Genomic DNA, 24,704 nt, shown 5'->3' with positions numbered 1-24,704 from the left:
GAACGGTCTGCGTTGTCGGGAAGATACGTGATCTGATCCTTCAACTCAGCAAAAGTTCGATTTATTCAACAAAGCCCCTTTGTGGAAAGTGAGATTGATGCTTGGATTGAAAATACTATTTCAGATTCACGCAAAAATAATAAATAACATAAAAGAGGAAGCGAAAATGAAAGTGCAAAAAATAGAAATAAATGTTAGCAATGATGATACAAAATACTTTGTTCTGAAAAGCGGGGAAGACTATGACTACTATTTGCGATGTATGCATGAGTATATGGGGGAAAGATTCTATCATAACCTTGAAGACGATGGTTATATGGAGGGTGTTTTAAAATCAATAATAGAGAATGGTAAGAAAGATTTTAATGAGTTCTTGAAAAAACATAAATATAAAGCATCGATTAAAAACGTATATTTTGATGAAGTGCTTGTCAACCTGAGGCAGATACATCATGTGATGAGTCACTATATTTTATATACATAATCGCTGTCGTCATCTATTCGGCCCCGCAAGGGGCTAATATAAAACGAAATGAATAAAATAAGCATTTAATTATGAGGATATAAGTATGTCTAAAGAAACTGTTATTGAAAATAAATCAACAGAACTGTTTTATGATCTTGCTTGTAGATCGTTTACAGCAAGCTGGAATCTGTTCATGGAAGTGAATGGTGATGGAGATGCCAATGACTATCTGGATGATCCGGATTTTATGAGTCCATTTATTATTTATGTGATTGACCATATTCAGAATAACTTTGAGAGATTTACCACGCAAGAAGGAAACTGTGGTGATATTAATCAGGTCAACTTTGAACAAGTAGCAGCCTTACTGGTAGGGTATTCAGAAAACTTTAGAAAGTAAGAACTAATCTTGCCCCGGAAGGGGCTAACTATAAACAAAAGGAAAAACAGATGAATAATGATATGACAGTAATCGTAAGTATGTTATGTGAAAAAACACCTAAAGTGATGAACCTTATCCAAGAGAGCTTGGATATATTTATCGCATTAAGAGGTAGCTCTGTCGAAGAAATCATGAATGATAAGACCTTGTTAGATGATTTAAATCGTTATGTAAATGAGACACTGTATGATGAGATGGATCTGGAATATGGTTCGGTAATCATCAAAATAGTATCTAATAAATAGTATTAATACCTTCTCAATATTTATCTAATATTTAACTTAATAAAAGGAATCAGTATGAAAGAGATTATTTTAAATGAAAGTAACAAAATGGTAGTGAATCTTATCACAAATGTATTACAGGGATATTGCGAAACGATCTATAGCATCTCTGAAAAACAGCCTGAAACAGCCATGAATATTTTAACAGGGGAAATGTTATCAGAGATACTTTATGATGTGTTGATTACCTGTGAAGTCGAAGACTATGTTAAAAGTGGAAGAGGTAAAGATGTATCTGAGATCAACATGGATGAGTTAAAGGAAACGATTTTATACTGGCATAAAGAGCATATCATTGAACTTGTACTGAAAAACATAAAACCGGATGATGCTGAGGGGCGTATTTACTGGAAGTTAAAAATGACTGTGAATCAGTATTGAAAAATGGCAATATTCCCTCGTGTGTAGGGAAATAATCCTGTAATGAACTGGAGATAACCAATATGATTGATGAATTCCATGTTATGTATATGTATAAAAAAATCCAAGCTGAAGCTGCGACGACAGATATGAAAACACTGGAACAGCTTTTGAAGAAGTTCCGCCAAGTTGTCGCGGAACGCCGGGAAGAATACTATCAGGAGATTGGTGAGAAAAAGGCTCAGAAATTGAGAGCCAAGAGATTACAACAGTTGCTTGAGAAAATGGGGCGTGATCGTGTATCACCGGAGGATCTTATAGGTTAATGACAATTAACAAGATCGTGTGTGTTTGATTTTTAATACTAAAGTTTTATCTGTGATTGCCGATACTTATCCTGAATATTATCTTTTCTGAGGTCATTATGGATTCTGACGATAAAAAATCAGGTAAATTTTCAGGTGCAACGGCAGCTTTTGGGGCATTAGGCAGCATCGGTAAGAAAGTTCTTGCAAAAAAAGACACCGCCCAAAGTGAGGATGGTGAAATCACTGAATCAAAAGTCATGCAGGTACTGGACTGGGCCTATGATAAAGCCTGTAATGGTGTTGTAGGTTTGGATTCGGCGCAAGAGCTTGCTGCACCATATTTGAATGGTGATGGAGAACTTGTTGATAAGGTTAATGCGCTAATACGATGGCAAAATACAAAAGCGGGAACATCAGGCTTTATCACCGGCCTTGGTGGAATAATAACGCTCCCGGTGGCCATTCCAGCTAACATTTCAAGCGTCATATTTATACAAGTTCGTATGATCGCAGCAATTGCACATATGGGCGGGTATGATTTAAAAGATGACCGTGTTAAGACACTTGTATATACTTGTTTAACCGGAAATACTGCGAAGGATATAGTGAAAAATATAGGTATAACAATTAGTACAAAAATGACAAATACCTTAATTAAAAATATTTCTGGTGAAACAATAAAAGCTATAAATAAAGCGGTAGGATTTAGGCTTATAACTAAGTTTGGGCAAAAAGGTGCTATTAATCTTGGTAAAGCAATACCACTAGTTGGTGGTGTCGTTGGTGCTACATTTGATAGTGTATCCACCAATACTATTGGGAATATATCCCGTAATATTTTCATTGAAGAAAAAATACCTGAATGATGTTTGTATGGTGATAATTTTCAGTTCTGGCTTTTAACTATTCTAAATAGGTCGTGAAATGAAATCTTTAGACCGAGATTTAGCAAAAAAATTAATAAGAGCTGTAGGTTCGGAATATGAGTATCAGGTATCTGGTAATCCTCAAAATGCAGTTTTTGATGTTTACTTTGCTAGAGAAAAGCACGGTATCGCATTTCAAATTAGACATTCAACACATCCGTCGGCACAAGATGGCGGATGGCTACAAGTGCACCACTATGAGGGAGAGCCTGCGGATTGGGGACCTGCATTACATTCACTGAGAACAATGGGTGATGTAGTTGCATTTTGCCAAACGTTGATAACGTTCTCTCAAATAAAATCCAAAAGGCAAGCGTAGATAAATTACACTGTTATTCCTCTGGCATATATTAAGTTCATACTTGGTAAATGCCAGATTAATGCAGAACTGATGCATTTAAAAAGACAATTTTCTTCTTTTTTTATTTGAGGACTCAAAATCTGATGAGATAGAAGAAAGCTGTTCCAGACTCTGCTCAACAGAGCGCTGGAATTCAAGAGCGGCCTCTGTGCGTTGTTTTATCACCAGAGCAATGATTTCTGTATCACTTTTTTCTTCAATGGCTTTTCTGTAAAGTATTCGTTCATTAATTAAATCAAAGTTTCCTGATGATTTAGCAGCGGTGTTAGCTGCTGAGTAACTTATAGGATTAAGCTCACTAATAAAGCTATCCAAAAGAGATTGTCTTTTCTTATCAAGCCTGCGCAGTGTGGTATGTGCAGACCTATATTTTTTTATTTCATATGCAAATGTATCATCATCATCACGTAGCTTACTATATCCTGCTCTATATTCATCCATTGATGGATGATTTTTGAGTTCTTCAATCGTATTAAAATAAGCTAATAAATCAGTGTTGTCTAATTGTACTTTTCTCATATATACCTCGTTAATAAATAGTGGATATATTTATATATTAAGGTGTATAGAGAAGGTGTCAAATTAAGGAAAGGGTTAAATATTTTTTTTTACTTTTGTAGAATAAAAACTATCAAGTATGTTTTTTCCATTATTGTTGTCCTGTTTTAGGATGCAGCTTTTAAATAGATGTCGATATCAGCTACGTCTTTTCTTGCCGCTTCATTTTCTTTTGTTCTTTTATATACCTTTCGCGGCTTATCGATCTGGACACTGTTTTTAGCATTAGGAACAGCATTATTTTTCTTCTTCTTGCTAAAAACAAAGGCATCTGTGTAGATCTCTTTATTTTCAGTTTCCAAAGATAAGTTTCGTCTTTCTTTCTGTGAAAGATCTGCATAATGCTCTGGATATTGTTCAATATCAGCATTGAGGCTTTTTGCATTACTCAAATGCTCTTTACGTTTTTCATCAAGTTGATGACTCATACCCTTGGCAAAAATATTAGAGTTGATATACAGGTGTCCATGATGTTCAACGAGAATACCTTTTTGTTTTAGCTTTTTGAATATGTTTGACATATTACCGGATGCGATATTCAACGCTTTACAGAGTGATGACTGTGAGAGGTTGATTAGGTTTCCAAACTCCATATATTCTAAGATATAAGTCAACACGCGGAATTCATTCTTAGATATATCCAGATCAGAAAAAACACGAAAGTTTGAAGTAAAAGCAAAAACATAAGGCTGTGCAAATGAGATCGCTTTATCTTCTTCTGTTGCAATAACGGTGGTTGATTTTATATCTTTGTTTTGTAGCAAGTGTCTTGCGATATCAATCTTTTGCTCTGTGGTTAATGTTTCAAATAAGCGAAGTAGTTCAGTGTCATTAGTATTCATATTATTCTCTCTTATAGTTCTTATTATGCCTATTTAATACTATGCAGAAAAATGAAAGTCAATAGTTAAACTATAAATAAAATAGAACTTTTATTATTATGATGTTGCTATATGTTAAAAAAACTATGTTTAAACATAGATTCCGCTATGTTTAAACATAGGAGGGTTCTATGTTTAAACATAGGTGTCTGCTATGTTTAAACATAGGAAAAAAAGGTGTGAAGCCCCGATTTTATTGGGCTGGGATAGTGCTTATAATTAAATAATTAGTAAGAAGTTAAGAGAGTCTAGTTTTCCTTTTATCTTATGTGCAGAGCGTTTTACGTAAAAACATATGGTTTTCTTGGGGTGTATTTTCAGCGAAGTGATTGTTTCATACAATCACGCAGCGCTGCTGATGTTTCAGGAATACTGCAATTGCTTACCTTTATTTTATTGGCGGCTGTCGCCGCAATTCTTCATTGATAAATCCATCATTAACAGGGATGAACCCTGTTTCAGCAATGTGATTGTTTTGAACAATCACTAAGTGCTGCTTCTATGAATATAGTTTTCCTATGCGTTTAAGAGCAAATACTATATTTTTTAGTGCTAATACTGTTATGAAATATAGGATCTAAAATATTTAATCATGAATAAAAGAATAGATGTTGATCCTTTTGGCTTTCCCCTAAAACATAGCAAATACCATTGTCAAATCGTTAAATATATTTTACAGCGTTAGGGCGTAGCCGTGCGTCAGCACATGAGCGTTAGCTCATAAGATAAATATCTTTTCAAAAGAATAATAAAAACAGGTAGAACGTTTATTAAATGAGTTAAATTTGATTTTTACCGATTCGATATGGTATTAAATAATAAAAAAAGAAGGAAAATAAAGGATGAACAACATTAAGATTATTACGCTCTTTCATACAAATAAAAAAATACCATTTATGACTTGTATTGTTAAAGATGTTGAAGAAAATGAACAAGGAATAAAACTCACTTTGGAAAGTGGTGATAATATCCATGTCAAAGATTATGGCTATTTCTTCTTATCAGAATCAGCAAATGAGTTTGATCAGGAACGAATGATTAATACATACAGAAGATTGATTTCTGAACTCAGCCAAGTTAGCGAAGAAACAATAGAGTCCTTAGTTCCGAAGATATCGAATAATATGAAAACCAATTTCCCGGCAAGTGGTGTGAGTGCTTTGGAAGATGATTGAAAAATCTGAATGGTAGCTACCATTCCATATGAAACAGTATATTAAAACATGCGTTGCATACAGGTTTTTACAACACCATATCTGAAGATAGCTACATTACCTGAGATCTAACAATCCCTGTCTGCGTAATGGTCGACAGGGTATTATCTGTTCCGACCTATACCTTTCTATCTCCATCCATGTGCAAACAGCTACTGACATGGCTCTTCGTGTACATTACACGTCTTATTGATCGATATAAAAGATCAATAAACTGCATTTGATAGATTTTAACTATCAAATTAGCGTCAATTGATCGGTGTTTTAATTGTTTATATCGATCGATTATAGATATATGATAGTTTTAAACTATCAAATGATTTGAATTCGATCGATACAAACGATATGACGAACAGAAAAATAAATTGAATCCTATCAATTGATTAATGCTTTTTTACAGCCCAGAGAGACCAACCTATGGGTAGGGCTGTCTTTGACATAAAGTTTCCACACATTGGGGATAGATATGAAATTACGGATAGTGATGCCACTGGTGCTGTCTGCTGCCGCACTGACAGGATGCCAGCAACTCAACGATGGCGTGAATACAGTTAATGGAGCAATCAATTCTTCGTTGTCATCAGTAAACAAAGCACTGGGGGGAACTGCCACACCTCAAAGCATTGGCCCGGTATCATCTGTTTCTGGTCTTGGTGCTGTTTGCAAAGACTATGAAGAAAATGCAATGGCAGCAGAAAAGAAATGGACTGGCAAAAGGATCTCTATCACCAATGCCACTGTTCTCGAGGTTACGAAGGGCAGAAGTGCCAGCGATATGATGACGGGAATGCCTAAGTCAGCCCCTAACTATTACCTTTTATTTAAAACCTCTGATACCAGCTACTGCGGCGCGATGGTCTGGCTGGATTACTACTCTGGTATTGATGATGCCGTTCTTACTTACAAGAAAGGCCAGAAAGTCAGCGTTACCGGAACGATAAACAATTTCGAAGTCCGTGGGTTCGCTACCGTCAACAACGCCGATATGCCAGTTCGTCTTGTTGTTCTGAGAAACGGCACAATCAACCATTAACTCTGGGATAACACTATGCGTAAATTTTTACTCGTGGCGGGTCTTGCTGCTCTTGTATCGGGATGCGGTGAAAAAGGCGATTTTGAAAAAGCGATCAACGCAAAAATATCACAATCAAAGCTGTGCTACTCCCTGCAGGACAACGACATTGTATTCAACAAAGGTTTTCCGATTAAGGTTAACCGTAGCTACCGTTCTGCCGGATACAGTGCCAGTGATGAAATCTTAAAAGGTCTGGCTAATCAGGGACTGCTTGATGTTTCTCAACAAGCTAATGGTTTCAGTAGTGTTGATGTTCTGGAAGTAACAGATAAAGGCCAAGAGGTTGAGTTCTGGGATCGTAAAGATGGTGTCTGTGTTGGTCATCGGGCAGTTGCTGAGGTTAAAAACTGGACTGAACCGGGTGAGGGAAATGGCGTTAAAATGACGCAAGTGACCTATACGTGGAAACTGGATGGCGTGCCGGGCTGGGTTGATAAAAATGCCTTCTCTGGCGTGAAAGGGATGTCTGAACCGGAAGAAGCCAAAATTGTTCTGGTGAAAACCAATAACGGCTGGGCCGCAAGGTAATTACAGGAAAAGCTATGAACTCTATCTATTGGGTGATTTTCATGGGACTGCTGATAAACATACCATCACTGGCCCCAGTTTTGTTTCTGAGGAAGACACAAAAGGACGTGAAGGTATCGATGGCTGTCAGACTGTTTCTGCTTAATGCTTTCTTGGTGCTGTCCCTTTTGACGCTATCGCAGAACACCACGCAAAAATACGGGCTGTTTCCTGTATGGCTGGTCGTTGTTTCTATCGGGCTACTTTTGGCCACACTGCTTCCAACGGTGAAATTCATGCGTAAGCATTTAACCGTTGGGAAAAGTCGGGCTGTTATCCTGTCATCATTTCTGATTGCCTACGCCATAAGATTTCATGGTGTGTTTTCCAGTGTGAATGGCAGTGGCTACACAGTTAATGGATACAATACGGTGTGGACGTTGTTCTTTCTGTTTGCCTTTCTGTTGGCTTATCTTGGTTGTGCTGGGAGTAAAACATATTCTGGTTATTCTGCGTCGTCATCTGCACCGCGACCTGATTATTTTAAACCGAACAAAGAATATGAAACACAATCCCAAATTGATTACGATATTGCTGTGAAGGGGCGGAGTGTTCTATCTGATCCCAATCTAAGCATTGTTGAGCAACAGCGTTATCGGGATGCTCTTGAGAAAAAAGAAAGAGAAGATTGATAAAAGAAGTTTTATTTTGATAAAGCCGATTTTCATCGGCTTTGAAGTTTCGTATCGCGACATATGGATAATGATATTTTGTAGCACTGCGAACCAATCCATTGTTTCTATTCCAGTTGTTATGATAACGCGGCGGTTTAGCTCGGCAATATCTGGTGGATGTTGCTTTTAACAGGACTTGGGTTTTCGAACTTCTTGAGCTGCAACATACTCTCTGTGGAAATATTCGATTCTAAACGCTCCAGATCTTTAAATTTTCACATGAAAAACCCCATTGAAAATCATGTTGTTATAGTTTTATAGTAAAACCCACGCTGTATTTTGCTGTAAAAATAAACAGTGTTTGCATGGCGGTTTTTTAGTTATACTATTCAAAAGGTTAAAGAAGTTAATGAGTGAAATTATTTCTATGCAATAAATAACATGGGCAAATAATGGGACCATTCAGAGCGCTTGAAGTAATCGAAGAAAGAGTGAGAGATCAAGCTTTATGTAGTTACTTGGTAGGTTTTGATATTAATGATGAAGGTATATCATACTACCGAATGGATCCATTGGTCATGAAGATCTTATCGGCCCTACATGAGTTTGCTTATGGGGTTCACGAAGGAGAGCAAACAGATAACACTCAAACATTAACTAAAATAGTAGATGCAGCTCGATCTATTTATAAAATTGATGAATATCAGAAGGTTAAAGATATTTATCTAAATTCAGGTGACTTAACTGATGATGTTGCTAATAAATACCTTAAGCGAGGTGAATTTGGTGAGCTTATTCTTCATCTAATTTTGAGAGATTTCCATAATACAATCCCGCTTCTTTCCAAAATTTATTTTAAAGACTCTATCGGACATACCGTACACGGCTTCGATGCTGTGCATATAGATCCAGTAAATAAAACCCTCTGGCTAGGTGAATCTAAATTATACCTTGATCCTAAAAGAGGTGTTAATGATTTGATTAACGATGTTGAGGAACATTTTAAAGCTGATTATTTGAATGCCGAATTCAGTTTGATAACAAAAAAAATACGACATGTGCAAACTTCCCCTGATTTAGAATATTGGATTGATGTACTTTCTGCGGGGGGAAAGTTATCAGATAAGCTTACCAAAATTAATATACCACTGCTATGTACATATAGCTGTGATTCATTTTTAAAATATGATGATGAAAAGTCTCCGGATTTTTCTGCCTATTATAAAAATAAAATACTTATGCTAAAAAAACATTTTGATGAAAATTTCAAACACCCATTAAAAAATCATTTAAATGTTATTCTTATGCTTTTTCCTGTGAGTAATAAGATAGAGTTGGTGAAAAAGTTACATCAAAAACTATCATTGATTCAGCAGATTGGCGATTAATATATGAATGATGATAATAGGAATGGAATTGATGAACTATTCGAGTATACTTTTAGTGAGTATCAAAAGTGTGCTAGATTACTAATATCAGATGAGAATCAGGGGAGAGATGAATTAATAAAGATTTTAGAAAAAAAGAATGATTATTCGCGAATGTTAGATGCTATTTTAGCAGATTTAGTTGAGTCAGCTGGCTTTTACCCTTATATCATAAAAAATGATTTATCATTATCCTCTTCATCGCAAAAAATAAGGTTTGAAAACAACAGATCAATAAACATTATAGATAAAGTATTTCATGACGAACAAAAATATTTGATTGATCTAATCAATTCAGAAAAAAATGTTATCGCAAGTGCTCCTACAAGTTTTGGGAAGAGTCTCCTGATAGAGGAAATAGTTGCATCTAAGAAATATAAAAATATCATTATTATTCAGCCAACTCTAGCTTTACTCGATGAGACGAGGAAAAAAATTTCAAAATATCACAATGACTATAAGTTAATTGTAAGAACAAGTCAGGAGTTTTGTTCCGAAGGAAAAGGTAATATTTTTCTGCTGACATCTGAGCGAGTAAATGAGTATAAAGATCTTCCTAAAATAGATTACCTAATTATTGATGAATTTTATAAGCTTAGCTCTAAGAGGGATGATGAAAGACATCAATCTTTAAATAATGCATTTATCAAGATTTTTAAAAACAGCACGCCAAAATTTTATTTTTTGGGGCCAAATATTGATGGCATAACTCCCGGATTTGCTGATAAATATAATGCTGTTTTTTACCAAAGCCAATATAGCTTGGTTAGGTGTAATGAATTTAATATATACAAAGATTATGCTAATTTATTTGGTTCTCGCGGAAATAAGGCAAGGTTTAAAGAGAATATTTTATTTAAATTAATTTTCGGACGTTGTAATGAACAAACAATTGTTTATTGTGCCTCACCGAGTAAAGCGAGAAGACTCTCAAGGGAGTTTGCTGATTTCATTAAAATAAATAAATCTGGAGAGCAAACCCATAACCCTCCATTAATAGAATGGATCGAGGAAAACATATCTAAAAGATGGTCGTTAATTGACTCATTAAAACATGGTGTGGCGTTTCATGATGGAGCACTTCCTAGGCATATTACTTCATCTATAATAGATTATTTTAATGATGGCTTGATAAAGGTTCTTTTTTGTACTTCAACTATTATTGAGGGGGTAAATACTAGCGCTAAAAACGTAGTCTATTTTGATGAAAAAAAAGGCAAAGATTTGAGCATTGACTACTTTGATTATTCGAATATTAAAGGTAGAGCGGGACGATTGATGGAGCACTATTCAGGAAATATATTTAACTTTAATCCCCCTCCCAAAAAAGAGGTGATCTATATTGATATACCATTTTTCGAACAAAATCCGATTAATGCGGAAATTTTAATAAATCTTGACGAACATGAGATAAAAAATAAAAATTCAAGTGAGTATGATTTCATATCATCATTATCTTTCGATGAAAGAGTTTTATTTAAAAACAACGCTATAAACATCCGTGGACAAAAAAGGCTTCTTGACTATTTAAAGTCCAGCATACGACATAATTACAAGTTAGTTGCTTGGACTTCTACACCAAAATATGAGCAGTTAGAGTTTTGTATTAACATGTGCTGGGCATTTTTATTGAAAGACCATGAGAAAAATAATCAAATGTCCGCTAAAAGGTTAACTAAAGTTACTTTTGATTATGGTTTATCTCAAAACATACTAGAGTTAGTCAGAAATATCTATACTTATAACTTAGGTAAGACGGAAAAAGTAAATGATGAAAAAATTACAAAAATAATTGATGAATCTATTAAGGATTCTTTCTATATCTTGCGTCATTGGTTTCAATATAAACTACCAAAATTGTTATCTGTCTTAAATGAATTGCAGTCATATGCCTGTCAACTTCTAGGTCTAGTTCCGGGGAATTACCTTTATTATTCATCGATAATAGAAAATGATTTTATACCAGAACATTTAAATATCCTTATAGAGTATGGTGTTCCTAAATCAGCAATACAAAAAATTGCGAAATTCATACCTGATCATCTAGCGGATGAGGAAGTTGTTCAGTTGATATCAAATAAAAGGTTGTATGATTACAATGAGTTAATGGGTTATGAAAAAAACATTATAAAAAAAATGCTTTAATATAAAGGTGCTATCTTAGTTAACAAGAAGATTAGTCTTTCTGTTTGCTATGTATCAAATATTATTCTTCTGTCCTGACGGAAGCGATGGTCTTAGCTTTGGCACACTCACTGTTTCGGTGTATGTTAGTTTGGGTACGTAGTCCAGCTCGTTCTTCAGTTCTGCTACTTTGCATGGTCTGCTTGGGAAGCGCTTGACCTCCTCTTTGGTTGGACTATAACTGTCACTGTTAAATCTGGTACGTCTTTCATACTCTGTACGTGGCACATAGATACCTTGAACCTCATCGAAGACATAGTTTTCGGCTATACGCTTATCGTGTTCAGCATCGACTGAAACAGGAGCTGGCTTCTTCTTGGCCCAGACGAATTTCTCTCTTATATAATCTACTACCAACAGTGTGAAGCGCTTGAACACACCGCTCTGACGAGGTTCAACTTTCTTCCTCTTAACTTTAACAGGAGCGCGTTTGGGTGCTCTGGCAGTTGAAGAAAATGGGGTTTTCAGTGTAGTGCGTGTATGAGCCGCAGGAGCAACCAGAACAGGTTTCTGCGAGCCGGTAGATGAAGCTCTCCCTGTGATATCAGGGATAACAATTTCTTCCGGTTCAGCCAGTGCATGAACCCTAAAGCTGGCAACATCAACAACGATGTCTAATGGTAAATCCTTAAAGGCAAAGTAGGCTTCAACAGCTTCTTTTTTCTGCTCATCACGTATGGCTTGCTCTGCAGCACGTTGTTCCTGAGCGGCTACAGTGCCCCAGCGATCACGAGGGATATGAAGTATTGGATCGCGGTTCGTTTCAATAGCTTTAGCCAGCCAGATTGCTTTCTCTTCGTTTGTAGTGGCAGCGGTAGCCTGTTCAAGGGCTTCCTCATACTGAACCTTGATAGAACGGTGATCAATGCGTTCATCGTGACCATACAGCTCAAGGAAGCCATTACAGATTTCCTGCCAGCCCTTACGCCAGCTATCAAGCATTTCAGGCTTATCCCACTCACGGACTTTTTTACCAAAGCCGGTAGAAAGAACCTCACGGGTTGTTCCCATGATATGGATATGCGGGTTATGACCATTGATATCGTGGATAACAACATCAGCAATGATGCCTTGCTGGGTAAAGTGCTCAAGAACAAAAGCTGTAGTCAGTTCAATGTTCTGTTCTGGTGTTAGATCGGCGGGGAGGGCAATTTTAAACTCTTTGGCAAGACGCGCATCTTTTCTCTTCTCTGAAGCCTCAACAGCGTTCCAGAGTGTTTCACTGTCAACAATTAGGGCAGGAGGGGTATGTTCAGGTGCAAAAATCTGCGCAAAGGCAAGGTCCTTTTTATGTGCTGTTTTGCGGCCACAAACTTCACCCGTTCTGTTATCGAAGAAAACTTTACGGTGACGATATGCAGCAGAGTCAACCGAAGACTGACCTTCGCCTCTGCTGATGTTCTCCATTTTAAAACTGTATATCGCCATCCAAATATTCCTCAATGCCAAATGCTGCTTTTCGTTTTACGTAAGGAAAACGCTGGGGTTGACGTTGACCTTGATTTTGTTTCCGAAGGAAACAGTTTTAGCCTGCGGCAGGCAACCGTCGGTAGACCCCACGGCATTAGAGCGAAGCGATAATGCGTAAGTGGGCATTGCTTTATTTTTTATCGCCATAAATGGCTCAAAAATAAGGCAATGTATAAGGCTTTCCTTTATTAATTAATACTAAATATATGAATGGCTGTAAAACAAACCGCCGAATTAAGCGGCGCAATCTGGATGAAAGGGCGAAGTGTTCCACGATATTACATAAATGGGGTTTTGATAGCGTCCGAAGGACAAAAAGAGTGTTAATTTATCCCGCCGTAAGGCGGGAAAAACTAAAACATAAATAAAATAGTTAAATTTAGAGATGACTTCTCCGTTATATAATTAACAGGTGAGGTTTAAAAACTAGGGTGAAAAACCGAAAGGTGAAATGAAAATCATATATAAACAAAAATAAGTAACGCGGAGAGTATCAGATATTTTAAGTTAGTAGTTGCTATCACTTGTGTTGCATAAATTACAAAGTGCGCGATTCAGGTTCTTGTTGACTGGAAATCGTGAGGATATGGCCTAAACTCAGTCTGCATCATTTCTTAAAGCAGTTTGATGCATTGGGAATGATGATCAGTTTATTAATTACATACAGCAATTATAACGAGGATAAAATGTCCGAACATCAAGTGTTATGTATCAATAAAAGCAATCGCCAGAGTGCTCATGAAAGGATAACTCATATTGGCGGTAAGAATGCTGATGGCACCAGATGGAAGCTCACACAGCAAGAGGCTATAAGCGGAATAGAATCTGGGAAATGGAGATTTTATGTTAATGCAGGAGGACACTCAGTGTGGGTGATTGTTGCTGTTAGCGCTTCTGGTAACAAATACTTGAAAACACAAAATGATGGCGAACAACCTAATAACCTTTTGAGTCTTCCTGAGTGCGCATGAGTGTTAAATAAAGGGCCTATTGGCCCTTTATTACTATTTACCACGCTTACCATTGTCACTTCTAAATATAGTTAGCTATAGAGATAATTTGAAAGTTAATTAAAAGACTTGGAGATATATAATTAAAATATTCTTCCTATACTATTGATTAATTCGTTAATTATGCTAATTGGTGTTAAGGAAATAAAGACAAGGAGGTTTTATGTATAAAAATAACGATGAAGCTATCGATCTTGAGGCAAAGCGATTACTTGATAATGGAATCTATACGGATCTGGAAAAAGCGTATAGTGAAGCAGAAAAGATAATCACAAAAGTGAGAGTTGAGTTTAAAAAGAAACAGGAAAAACAACAGTTCCGATCTCGGATTAAATCAATTAAGCGTGCACTTTCAGATGATGAGTTCAGAAGTAATGTCCCTTATAATCATAGAAATCAGTGGGGTAAATAATGAGTGATGATAAAATACAAAATACATACCTAACAGGTAAAACCTTTGTGGTTGATAGAAGTAGGGCTGAAATAAAGAAAACACTTGAGCAGAAAATTGCTGGAGCGCAAAATAAATTAAATTACCTTAAAGCCAAAGAAAAAAGAGACAGCAAAAAAGAAAATACACGGCAAAAAATAATTCTCGGTGCAGAGGTTGCCAAGGTTTTAAACTGTGATATAAATGAGGTAGATAAACAATTACTCTTTGGAATGTTGTTAGAAGTTCCATCTTTACATACACACGATATCGAACAGTATAAAGTAAATGGACAAATCTATATTGAAAGAGTTCTCAAAAAATTCAGACCATAAAATCATTTCACGTCCGAACAGCTCTCCGGCTTAAAACTTGTTTTAGGCTGGGGAGCTGTTGACCAAGCCTCAGAGGGCGCGGTAGTCAATTTTTACTGCCTTCCGTGGCAATAAATCACACCCCATTTCAGATGGCGAAATCTTCCAAAGTTTTACCACCTTCCAGTGAAGCAGCAATCGCTTTTGGTGTACGACCCTGACCTGTCCATGTCTTTTCATCACCATTTTCATCAATGTATTTGTATTTAGCAGGACGAGGAGCACGAACAGCAGCCGGACGGGAAGATTTAGGATTAGCCAGCAGCTCTGATGGGTCAATACCATCTTCAAGCAGTTGTGCACGAAGCGCTTCAATTTTGGCCTGACGTTCAGCATTTTGTTGCAGTGCAAGTGATTCTTCTTGGCGTCGCTCTTCAACAATAGCAGTTAATTTTTCCAGCATCTCTTCTAAAGTAGCCAGATCTGTTTCTCGTGCCTGTGCGCGAAGGGTTCGGATGTTATTAAGTGTTTTAATAGCGTCAGTCATTATCTTTTATCCTGAATGTTTAAGGTCATGAGCAGGATAACATACAAAAGACGATAATGGATAAAATTACCCCGCCTAAAATTTATTGTTAAGTCTTTTTTATGGATTATATCTTAACCAACCTTGACCTCTTTTTTATTTTTGTTAATTGATATGTACGTGAAACAAAAAGGACGATGAAAATGAAAAAACAAAATAAAAAAGGGTTCTCATTACTTGAACTCATTTTGGTGCTGGGTGTTGGTAGTATGATGGCTTTTATGCGTTTTCAGGATATGAAAACTGAACAAGAAAATGTTATGGCTAAGGCTGTTGGTCAACAGATGAAGCAGATAGGTGAGGCGGTAAATGGCTATATCAATATCAGATATGACAAGCTTTCTACGCTGACGTCAAGCAGTAGTCAGTCAAGCGATCCGGGTCCCCGTACCTGTAATGGTTCAGGTTGTGAAATCACTTATCAGACACTCATTAATGAAGGGTTATTGCCAGTATCATATACCGGGGTAAATGCCCAGAAATCTTCTTATAAGATAATGTTAAAACGTTCAGGAGCTACTCCTAACTATGTGGTTAATGGCTTAATCACAACAACTTTACCTTGGAGTGAAAGCGGAAAACTTCGCTACGATTTATTAGGTAAAGCTATGCAGGAAGCGGGTATTGACAGTGGCATGACAAGAACAACATCAAATGCTTTCGGTTATGGTGGTCAATGGTCTGAAACCTCTGCTAATTTCAATAATATTACCTCCGCTGGACAGTTGGCTTTCCGTGTTGGGTTTAATAGTGCATTATATTCTGTTTATTTAAGACGAGATGGAACACTGCCAATGACAGGAAACCTTAACATGGGTGGTCAAAGTGTCTATAATGCTCAGGATATAACAGCAGCAGGAACGACAACAACAGGAATATTAGAAACTAATACTGCTACCGTTGGAGCAACATTAAACGTAGCAGGAGTTACTACATTGGCCTCTGATCTTAATGTATCAGGAAACGGACAAGTCAATGGGAACTTAAATTCTAACAAAACCCTATCAGGCGCAACTGTAACGTCTCGTTCTGAAACCTATACTCAAAACTGGTTTAGAACATTAGGAGATGGAGGAATTTATTTCCAAAAGTATGGTGGTGGTTGGAATATGGGAGATACAGCTACAATAAATGCGTATGGCGGTAAAAATGTCCAAACATCCGCTGGTTTCTATGGTGGATATATAAAATCAACAGGAAATATTGATGCTAATGGCAGAGTAAATGCTGGTGAATTTATTTATATAAATGGACAAGCGAATGTAGGATGGGGATGTTCTCCTAATGGATTACAGGGAAGAACGCCAGAAGGGGCTATTTTATCTTGTGTTAATGGTGTGTGGAAAAGTAGTTCTGCAAGAATTGAGAGAACTCAATTTTTAGTTTCTAGTGGTAGTAATTATGGAGATATTTGTCAATCCAACATTAATAGTAATGGAATGGCAGCACAAGGTTGGGTCGCAAGTGGGTCTGATGCTTGTACTGAGGACGGGAATAATTGTTCAGTGGACAATGTTAGATGTTTTGCAATAAGAATTGTAAATTAAGAGATTAACTCTTACTTACTATAATTGAAAGAGTTTTGATAACAGGTCTCGACCTGAGCATGAAATAATCACTCACTACTATCTGCGGGTAAGGGCACGGAAATCGAGTTGGTTTAATTCAAAAAATAAAAAGAAAGGGCCGCTTGGCCCCCTTCTTTTATATGCTGCTCACAACCTCATTTAGATTGGTAGAGCGCATGTATCTAGCAGGATTAATCAACTGATCTTTGAGTGACATAAAATGCGCATTGCCACAAGTTATTTTCGCATCTTCTTCATTACCAAGACCAACGTGTTTACTTTTTGTCTCAACAACAAAGTAAATATGGTCTTCACCATTGTCTTCAATAACCAAAGCCCAGTCAGGATTGTAAGTTCCTAGTGGTGTCGGGATTTTAAACCAACCGGGAAGCTTTACATAAAGCTTAACTTCATCCTGTTCTTCGAGTTCCTGAGCGAAACGGCTTTCGACTTCAGAATCTTTAGGAACATATTCGTAAACGCACTTAAATGAGGTTTCGAAAAGATTACGGGCATATCCTGTTAGCTCTTTATCAATAAAGAGACTTTGCGCATACACCTCTCCTTTTAGTGGATAATATTTAATACCGTCAACAATTGACAGGCGTTTGCAATAGTTGATTCGACTTATAGCTTCACTGATAAACTGCTGTGGGTTTTTAGCAAAATCAACGAGTCTTCCACTTTCTTTCAGGATGGTGCTTAAACTGCGTCTTGTCAGTCCGGTTTTTTCCTGTAGAACACCAAGAATATCTGGCAGCGGTTGTTCAGCAACATCAATAACAGCGCTTGTTGTCCCATTAGACTGTGCCTTAACATCAAGACCTGACTGGCTTTGTTTGATTGTTGCTTTGCTGAAACTGACCATCGCTTTTGCTACAGGCTGCATTTCAGAAAGTGATTTCGTACAGGATTTAATCAATTCGTTTTCGTCAAATGCCAGTCGGTACAGTGTTTTTTGACAAATTCGCTGCCATAACGCTTCGAATTCCGGGCTGTTTAAGACTTCTTTCCGGTATTTGATTGTTTTGCGCTCATCAGCATTGTTTATATTGAGTCGCCCTGCTGATTTACGCAGGATAGTTTCAATTTGTTCCTGTAGTGAGGCATACTTCTCACTAACAACAAAAGTGTCTTCGAATAACACTTCTTTCAGGGCTTTTGTGATTTTCCCCGATTTTTCCAGATAACCTTCGGTCTGTAGTTCAGACCAAATCTCATGTGAACCGGCGATACCCACAACTTGTGAGGAATCAGAGAAGATCAGATGGGCAAACGCATCTTTTTCGATGATACCAAAACGGATGCCTGTTTCGTTCTCAATTTCGCTCTGTAGTCGTTCGGCATAGGCTTCATAATTTTCACTGGCAACGACAGTCAGAATGTTAATGCTGTCATCACGAACACGTTCACCCTCTTGGTTAACACACAGGCGAAGACCACGGCCTAATGTTTGACGACGTTCTCGTTCACTTCCCATCTCTCGGAGGCTACAGATCTGGAATACATTGGGGTTATCCCACCCTTCTTTCAAAGCAGAGTGTGAAAAAATAAATCTCACCGGATTCGAGAAACTTAAAAGCTTCTCTTTATTTTTCATGATAAGGTTATAACCACGCTCCGCATTTTCGCGACCTGCATTATTGCTTTCGCTTGTTTCAGCCCATGCACCTTTTTTATCGATGGAGAAATAACCATCATGAACGTCTTTCGCATGTTCTGGGTGAGAAGGGATCAAATCTTTATATGCAGGGCTTTTAATGGCTTTGAGGTATTCTTCTTCAAAAATACGAGCATATTCCCCCGGATCACGCTGTCCTTCTTCATTGAACTGGCGGTAGAAATCAACCTTATCAATGAAAAACAGAGTAAGGACCTTGATTTGCTGATTGTTGAGACGCAGTTCTTTATCCAGATGTTCACGGATTGTACGTCTAATCATATGACGCTGGATGAGCATAGGGTCAATATCACCTACGACATCACCTACTTTCATATAATATGTATTAGAAGGCGTTTCCAGTGTAAGATAACCCTCTTTGCCTGTTCTGATCTCGCTTATCCGGTAACCCTGATAAATATCACGTCCTGTTTCGTCATCAAGTGTCATACCGTCATATACGTTAATCTCGGAACGATTCACAATCCCTTTTTTATCGGCTAAATCAACAATAACAGTCGCGTTAATGTTATTCTTCTTACTGTTAATACTGACCAGTTTTACATAGGGGCTGTTGCTTGCATTCTGGACTTCAAGCCCGGCAACTTCGATCTGTTTGACCAGCTTCTGATTGTAAGCATCAATGGCATCGAGACGATAGACCATATGATGTTTATGCACATGTGTCGCTGAATAGCGTAAGGTGAACATGGGATGCATTGCATCAAGTGCGGTTTTACCCGCACCGTTTAAACCACCATCAACACTTTGCGGTTCGTCTACAATAATAATTGGACGTGTAGCACGTATCAGATCGATTGGCTTATCCATATCGTCAACGGTCGTTTTTTCACTGGACTGATAGAGCTTATTAACGTCTTTTTTGTTAATTGCACCAACCGTCATTACCATGATCTGCATAACAGAGCTGGTTGCAAAATTTCTCACATCCGCAGGTTTTGCTGAGTCATACAGATAATATTCGTATGGAACTCCCGCATAAAGGCTTTTGAAATGCTCTTCAGTGATTTGTAGTGTTTTATACACGCCTTCCTTGATGGCAACGGAAGGAACAACAATAATAAATTTACTCATGCCGTAGCGTTTGTTCAACTCAAGCATGGTGCGAAGATAAACATACGTTTTACCTGTCCCTGTTTCCATCTCGACAGTAAAATCATGGCTGTCGAGCATAGGTGAGGGAGGAAGCTGATTTTTCAACTGAACATTGTTTAAGTTTTTTAGCAGAACATCATCTTCGGGTATTTGTGGATTTACAGGCATTGAACCTGTTGCGCCTTCAAATGAGAGAGCACCCTGAGCTGGGGCCAGCACAGTCATTTCGCTCTCCCACTTCTCCTGTCCCACAAACAAATCACAGACCGAAGTTATGGCGTTTTGCTGATAGGTAAGGTCAGATTCAAAATGTAGTTTCATCTCATTCCCTTACAGGCTGTGCAAGTTTGTCAGGCCATGCTGTTCCAGAATGGCGCAAAGATTTGTTTTAGCAACGTTATTTTCAAATGCGTCATCAAGGAAATAGCAGACAGTATCTTTGCCAGCCTTCAAGCTTTTATGCCAGTCAAGGATCCCCTTGGTCAGTTCTTCGACTGAAGATGCAGGGATTTGACTGGCAAAGCAGGTAAACAATTTGCCACCGTCAACACAAGAAACGGTTAATCCATCAAACTGCTGGGTTTCAACGTTAACACTCAGATCAATGCCACGCTTAAGTATTAATTCAGCAAGTAGGTCTTCTTCACTACGGCCTTCAATAATTGGGCTTATATAGGCATCAAGTTGTAGTGAAAGGCTTTCCGCTGTTGCTTCCCAAGGCCGAATATTGGATGTGTCAAGTTTAAATACACGGAACCCAATGTCACCATTCCAGTCTGGATTATCTTCACTAACCTTTTTACCTGCACGGCGTAGGCGCTCTTTTGTGATTTCAGCAATATTTTTGGGTGTGCCCATACGCTCACAAAAATTATAAGCTATTTCTTGTTCTTTATTTTTACGATTAAAAGGTTCCGGTAGTTGAACTAAAATAAATCGGCGATTAACATGATCTTTTGCATTTTGCAAAAAAACTGAATGCCCAGATGTGCCTGAGCCAGCAAAAAAATCAACAATTAAATCATCTGTATTACTTAAATAAGCAATTAAAGATTTAATGTCATTTACAGGTTTAGGGTGAGAGAAAACTCTTTCACCATCAAATAATGTCGAAAATTCATTGGCAGCAGTTTGAGCATAACTATAATGAACAGAAGTCATTACTTGATTACTATTTTCAAACAGATTGGTCCGAATTCTCGGGACTGTTTTTTCATCATCTCCAAATACAATCTTACCTTTTTCGTACTCTTCCCAAAAGCGAGCTTCTGTTGGGTATCTCCAACCACTGGTTGGTAATTTACATGGTTTTCCGGTTGTAGGATGAACTATCTCATACGTTGGACCATTTCCACCGGGCCAGTTAATATTACCATCATCTCTATATGGACCTTTTTCATCTATTTTAGTAAACCTTTTAAGTGGTGCTCTCGGGTCATCTTTAGAAATTGATTTATAGTAATCAAAAACATCTTCCTTAATTAGATCCCAATTGTCACCATGTTTTAATTGTGATTTATTAAATAAATCTTGGAGATAGTCAACACCTTCTTTTGCGCCCCTAAAGATAATTTCGCTGTCCGTTAAATAAGACTCATTCCGGGCATAAACCAACATGTATTCATGTCCGACGGAAAAATACTTTGCGTCGTTTTTTCTATTTCTATCCCAAACTAATGTAGCTAGGTAATTCTCTCCTCCAAATATTTCATCAAGAGTGATTTTGATATTGCTTAGTTCTGAGTCATCAATGCTTATTATAATTACCCCATCATTCCTAAGTAAATTTTTAGCAAGTTTTAATCTGGGGTAAATCATATTTAACCAGTCAGTATGATAACGCCCACTGGTTTCTGTATTTGTGCTTAGACGTGCCCCGTCTTCTGTTTGTCCAGTAAGTTCGAGATAATTTTTCATATTATCTTGGAAGTTATCAGGATAAACGAAGTCTTTTCCGGTGTTATACGGTGGGTCGATATAAATAAGCTTTACTTTTCCAGCATAGCTTTTTTGAAGGAGTTTTAACACTTCAAGGTTATCGCCCTCAATCATAAGATTTTTGGTATTATCCCAATCAACACTTTCATCTTTACATGGGCGTAAGGTGCCGCGAGAAGGGGTGAGAGCAAGCTGGCGAGCCTGACGTTTACCATGCCAGTTCAGGCCATAGCGCTCTTCTTTTTCGTCTACATTTTCACCCAAAAGCTGCTTTAAAACATCAAAATCAATGTTTCCTTCATTTAATGCTTCAGGAAACAATGATTTAAGCTTGCTGATATTATCTTCAGTGATATTCATTGATTGTAGTTCTGCCATATCAGAAGTTATTTTGATCATAAAAGTTTTCCGGCATCTGCTCGCAGTGAGCTTTCATTCAAATTTGACCAATATTCTACGGGATGAATGAGTGGTCATCAACCATAGATGGTTTTTATTCATATAAAAAACAATAAGTTGCATACTTTCAATGTGAGGTTAATCAATTAGTTAGCATTTGTGCTTACACAATACCCCGCCCAATCATCCATCAACGCAACGCGTTTAGGCCATAACGTTCCTCGCTGATAAGCTGCTTCTGCTTTGTCAGCCAGTTGATGAGCCAGCGCATGTTCAATAACTTCACGTTGATGGTCTGTTGTTTCACCAGCCCAGTCACGAAAAGTAGAACGGAAGCCGTGTTGGGTTAAACCTGTATGGTTCATACGCTTTAAGACTGCCAGCAATGACATATCTGATAACTGTCCACCGCGTGGGGCAGGGAATACAAGGTTATTGTCCTTAAAGCGGGGTAAAGCCTTTAACAACGCTATCGCAGCGTCAGACAGCGGTACACGATGTTCTTTACTGGCTTTCATTCTGCTGGCGGGAATGGTCCACGTTTTGTTCTTAAGATCAATTTCTGACCATTCAGCACCACGAACCTCACCAGAACGGGCAACGGTCAGAATTGAAAACTCAAGTGCGCGGGCTGAAATGCCAGCTCGTTTCTGTAGTTCAGAGATGAAGGGTTTGATCTCGCTGTAGGGTAGGGCTGCATGATGTTTTTGTTGCTGAACCTTACTTGGCATTGGCAGGAGGGGCTTAAGCATACCTTTCCATGAAGCAGGGTTATCGCCTTCAAAATATTCTTTCGCCTTGGCGTAATCAATAATGGCCTCAATACGACCACGGAGACGACTGGCGGTTTCGTTTTTTGTTAGCCAGATTGGTTCAAGTATTGCCAGTACATCAACTTTCGTGATTGAGCTGATGGGCTTTTCACCTACAACAGGGTAAGCATAGGCTTCAAGTGTTGAACGCCATTGTGCAATGTGTTTCTGGTTTTTAAGTTCCTTGGCCTTAATTTCGATAACGTCTTCAGCGCATTCGGTAAATGTCTTTCTCTTATGAGCCAGCTTTTCTTGTTCTGCTCTGGCGGCGTGTTTTTCTTCAAGTGGATTAACACCATTACGGACTTGCCTGCGCAGCTCACGAGCCTTATCACGGGCGTCGGCTAAGGAGACTTCAGGGTAGGCACCAAGTCCCATATTTAAACGTCTGGGGACCGTCCTTCCCAATCCGTTTACTCTGACTCCCATTGCAATACAAAGTATCCATGAACGGGACTGACCCCGGACCCGGAGATATAAACCGTCAACGCCACCAACAGCATAAGAGCCTTCAGTTTTTAGCTTGGCAACAGCCAGTCCGGTGAGTTCTTTGGCTTTCTTTGGCATATGTTAAATCCTGTCATACAAACCGCCATGCATAAGGTACTGCATAAAATGTCAGATTTTTTCGGATGGTGCAAGACGTCCTCGAACAATCGATTCTGACAACATATTGTTTATTAATGGTAAAAATGGACGATTTCTGACATTTTCGGACATTAATTTGGCGGACTACGCTTCCGCCAAATTTGAAAACCCTGCGATAGCAATATCGCAGGGTTTTTTCGTTTTACAGGGCAATCACCAGCTCCCCGGAATGGCTCCGCGAACAGCACAGCGCTACCTGCTGGTCCGTCGCGCTTTTTTCCGCCTCCGACTGCACGCTATCCCGGTGATCCACCACGCCGTCAATCACCGGCGTCAGGCACGCCCCGCAGATCCCCATTTCGCATGACAGCGGCACGTCCACGCCGTTTTCCTGTAGTACCTGAGCGATGGTCTTATCCGCAGGCACCGGCCAGCGCTCCCCGGTGGAGGCGAGTTTGACCGTAAAGATCTCGCCCGCGTCACCGCGTGCGGCAGGGGCCGCGGGCTGAAACGCCTCGCTGTGAAGATGGCCATCATCCCATCCCCTGGCCGTCGCCACGTCTCGCACTTTTTCCATAAACCCGGCCGGGCCGCAGATCCAGGCGTGAAGCCCCGCCTCAGGTGCCGGGAGATGCTCTGCCAGCGCCGTGCGCGGGCTGGCGGTATGAATCTGGCACTCACCGAACCGGGAGAGTTCGCGCGCAAAGGCCGCGCTTTCGCGGCGTTTGACGTAATAGTGCAGCGTAAACGGCGTTCCGGCCGCCTTCAGCTGCAGGGCCATCGCATACAGCGGCGTAATGCCAATGCCCGCCGCCAGCAGCAACACCCGCTCAGCCTGATGCAGCGGAAACAGATTGCGCGGGGCAGAGATTGCTAATTTCTGCCCGGGTCGCAGCGTCTCGTGAACGTAACGCGATCCGCCGCGCGAGGCGGTTTCCCGCCCCACGCAGATAAGATAGCTCTCGTCTCCACACGCACCGGTCAGGGAATACTGGCGCACCGCGCCGCAGGGCAAGTGCACATCAATGTGCGCGCCGGGATGCCACGCCGGCAGCGCGTTACCGTCTTCAGCCACCAGCCTGACGGCGAGGCTTTTGTCGCCCTCGCGCCACAGCCCGTCAACAATTACGCTCAGCATATCGGCCT

The 24,704-nt window shown here is 39.0% G+C and carries 25 protein-coding genes; 17 read left to right on the top strand and 8 right to left on the bottom strand.

The annotated features are described in order from the left end of the window. The first annotated feature begins 97 nt into the window (after positions 1–97). The 7 genes from QMN93_RS21520 (at position 98) to QMN93_RS21490 (ending at position 3,105) form a co-directional block, all read left to right on the top strand. Positions 98–484: a hypothetical protein gene (locus QMN93_RS21520; protein WP_323630730.1), complete on the top strand. Its 387-nt coding sequence runs from the start codon at positions 98–100 to the stop codon at positions 482–484. Between the two features lie 85 nt (positions 485–569). Then, the gene (locus QMN93_RS21515; RefSeq protein ID WP_016243654.1) at positions 570–866 is read left to right on the top strand and encodes a hypothetical protein; all 297 of its coding nucleotides are present in this window, start codon (positions 570–572) and stop codon (positions 864–866) included. A 50-nt stretch (positions 867–916) separates the two neighbouring features. Continuing rightward, on the top strand, positions 917–1,153 hold the full coding sequence (locus QMN93_RS21510) for a hypothetical protein (RefSeq protein WP_100280096.1): 237 nt from the start codon (positions 917–919) through the stop codon (positions 1,151–1,153). Between the two features lie 54 nt (positions 1,154–1,207). After that, a complete protein-coding gene (locus tag QMN93_RS21505) occupies positions 1,208–1,573 on the top strand; it encodes a hypothetical protein (protein ID WP_100280097.1) in 366 nt (121 codons plus the stop codon). Between the two features lie 62 nt (positions 1,574–1,635). Continuing rightward, entirely contained in the window at positions 1,636–1,878 is a 243-nt protein-coding gene (locus QMN93_RS21500; RefSeq protein WP_100280098.1) for a DNA-binding protein, read from the top strand. 98 nt (positions 1,879–1,976) lie between these two features. Beyond that, positions 1,977–2,726 (top strand): EcsC family protein, encoded by a 750-nt coding sequence (locus QMN93_RS21495; protein ID WP_100280099.1) that lies wholly within the window; start codon positions 1,977–1,979, stop codon positions 2,724–2,726. Positions 2,727–2,784: 58 nt separating this feature from the next. Beyond that, the gene (locus tag QMN93_RS21490; RefSeq protein WP_157843595.1) at positions 2,785–3,105 is read left to right on the top strand and encodes a hypothetical protein; all 321 of its coding nucleotides are present in this window, start codon (positions 2,785–2,787) and stop codon (positions 3,103–3,105) included. A 78-nt stretch (positions 3,106–3,183) separates the two neighbouring features. Here the strand turns inward: QMN93_RS21490 and QMN93_RS21485 are convergent, their stop codons facing one another. Both QMN93_RS21485 and QMN93_RS21480 read right to left on the bottom strand, forming a co-directional pair. Next, positions 3,184–3,666, bottom strand: a complete 483-nt coding sequence (locus tag QMN93_RS21485) for a DUF4756 family protein (RefSeq protein WP_100280100.1) — start codon at positions 3,664–3,666, stop codon at positions 3,184–3,186. A gap of 146 nt (positions 3,667–3,812) precedes the next feature. Then, entirely contained in the window at positions 3,813–4,547 is a 735-nt protein-coding gene (locus QMN93_RS21480) for a DNA-binding protein (protein ID WP_100280101.1), read from the bottom strand. Positions 4,548–5,428: 881 nt separating this feature from the next. Between QMN93_RS21480 and QMN93_RS21475 the strand changes: the two genes are divergently transcribed. The 6 genes from QMN93_RS21475 to QMN93_RS21450 all read left to right on the top strand — a co-directional run bounded on the left by QMN93_RS21475 (position 5,429) and on the right by QMN93_RS21450 (position 11,628). Further along, positions 5,429–5,761, top strand: a complete 333-nt coding sequence (locus QMN93_RS21475; protein WP_020239715.1) for a hypothetical protein — start codon at positions 5,429–5,431, stop codon at positions 5,759–5,761. Positions 5,762–6,266: 505 nt separating this feature from the next. Then, the gene (locus QMN93_RS21470) at positions 6,267–6,833 is read left to right on the top strand and encodes a hypothetical protein (protein ID WP_100280102.1); all 567 of its coding nucleotides are present in this window, start codon (positions 6,267–6,269) and stop codon (positions 6,831–6,833) included. 15 nt (positions 6,834–6,848) lie between these two features. Beyond that, the gene (locus tag QMN93_RS21465; RefSeq protein WP_100280103.1) at positions 6,849–7,403 is read left to right on the top strand and encodes a lipoprotein; all 555 of its coding nucleotides are present in this window, start codon (positions 6,849–6,851) and stop codon (positions 7,401–7,403) included. A gap of 14 nt (positions 7,404–7,417) precedes the next feature. Then, positions 7,418–8,074, top strand: coding sequence for a hypothetical protein (locus QMN93_RS21460; RefSeq protein ID WP_100280104.1), 657 nt, complete (start codon positions 7,418–7,420; stop codon positions 8,072–8,074). 434 nt (positions 8,075–8,508) lie between these two features. Continuing rightward, on the top strand, positions 8,509–9,444 hold the full coding sequence (locus QMN93_RS21455; RefSeq protein WP_100280105.1) for a DUF1837 domain-containing protein: 936 nt from the start codon (positions 8,509–8,511) through the stop codon (positions 9,442–9,444). Between the two features lie 3 nt (positions 9,445–9,447). Then, positions 9,448–11,628, top strand: a complete 2,181-nt coding sequence (locus tag QMN93_RS21450; RefSeq protein WP_100280106.1) for a DEAD/DEAH box helicase — start codon at positions 9,448–9,450, stop codon at positions 11,626–11,628. A 54-nt stretch (positions 11,629–11,682) separates the two neighbouring features. On the opposite strand, the gene mobQ is transcribed toward QMN93_RS21450, so the two are convergent. After that, a complete protein-coding gene (mobQ, locus tag QMN93_RS21445) occupies positions 11,683–13,095 on the bottom strand; it encodes a MobQ family relaxase (protein ID WP_100280107.1) in 1,413 nt (470 codons plus the stop codon). Positions 13,096–13,775: 680 nt separating this feature from the next. Between mobQ and QMN93_RS21440 the strand changes: the two genes are divergently transcribed. The 3 genes from QMN93_RS21440 to QMN93_RS21430 all read left to right on the top strand — a co-directional run bounded on the left by QMN93_RS21440 (position 13,776) and on the right by QMN93_RS21430 (position 14,912). Then, the gene (locus QMN93_RS21440; RefSeq protein WP_223229567.1) at positions 13,776–14,108 is read left to right on the top strand and encodes a DUF3892 domain-containing protein; all 333 of its coding nucleotides are present in this window, start codon (positions 13,776–13,778) and stop codon (positions 14,106–14,108) included. A 202-nt stretch (positions 14,109–14,310) separates the two neighbouring features. Continuing rightward, complete coding sequence (locus tag QMN93_RS21435; RefSeq protein ID WP_048221720.1) at positions 14,311–14,559, top strand: hypothetical protein; 249 nt, start codon at positions 14,311–14,313, stop codon at positions 14,557–14,559. Further along, complete coding sequence (locus QMN93_RS21430; RefSeq protein ID WP_071681943.1) at positions 14,559–14,912, top strand: conjugal transfer protein TraD; 354 nt, start codon at positions 14,559–14,561, stop codon at positions 14,910–14,912. The genes QMN93_RS21435 and QMN93_RS21430 overlap by 1 nt, the downstream gene beginning before the upstream one ends. A gap of 127 nt (positions 14,913–15,039) precedes the next feature. Here the strand turns inward: QMN93_RS21430 and QMN93_RS21425 are convergent, their stop codons facing one another. Further along, entirely contained in the window at positions 15,040–15,438 is a 399-nt protein-coding gene (locus tag QMN93_RS21425) for an H-NS family nucleoid-associated regulatory protein (RefSeq protein ID WP_100280108.1), read from the bottom strand. Positions 15,439–15,620: 182 nt separating this feature from the next. Between QMN93_RS21425 and pilV the strand changes: the two genes are divergently transcribed. After that, the gene (gene pilV, locus QMN93_RS21420) at positions 15,621–17,024 is read left to right on the top strand and encodes a shufflon system plasmid conjugative transfer pilus tip adhesin PilV (protein WP_071992631.1); all 1,404 of its coding nucleotides are present in this window, start codon (positions 15,621–15,623) and stop codon (positions 17,022–17,024) included. Positions 17,025–17,181: 157 nt separating this feature from the next. On the opposite strand, the gene QMN93_RS21415 is transcribed toward pilV, so the two are convergent. The 4 genes from QMN93_RS21415 to QMN93_RS21400 form a co-directional block, all read right to left on the bottom strand. Beyond that, complete coding sequence (locus tag QMN93_RS21415) at positions 17,182–20,142, bottom strand: type III restriction-modification system endonuclease (RefSeq protein ID WP_100280109.1); 2,961 nt, start codon at positions 20,140–20,142, stop codon at positions 17,182–17,184. Positions 20,143–20,151: 9 nt separating this feature from the next. Then, complete coding sequence (locus QMN93_RS21410; protein ID WP_323619749.1) at positions 20,152–22,158, bottom strand: site-specific DNA-methyltransferase; 2,007 nt, start codon at positions 22,156–22,158, stop codon at positions 20,152–20,154. A 146-nt stretch (positions 22,159–22,304) separates the two neighbouring features. Beyond that, positions 22,305–23,537 (bottom strand): site-specific integrase, encoded by a 1,233-nt coding sequence (locus QMN93_RS21405; RefSeq protein ID WP_047414207.1) that lies wholly within the window; start codon positions 23,535–23,537, stop codon positions 22,305–22,307. Positions 23,538–23,760: 223 nt separating this feature from the next. Then, positions 23,761–24,696, bottom strand: coding sequence for a PDR/VanB family oxidoreductase (locus QMN93_RS21400; protein WP_193138998.1), 936 nt, complete (start codon positions 24,694–24,696; stop codon positions 23,761–23,763). Between the last annotated feature and the right edge of the window lie 8 nt (positions 24,697–24,704).

Origin of the sequence: Enterobacter sp. R-1.6.2, assembly GCF_035064085.1 — a bacterium.
Taxonomy (GTDB): Bacteria; Pseudomonadota; Gammaproteobacteria; order Enterobacterales; family Enterobacteriaceae; genus Enterobacter; species Enterobacter asburiae_B.
The sequence above is the reverse complement of the archived record's forward strand: the minus strand, read 5'-3'. Positions and strand labels throughout refer to the sequence as shown.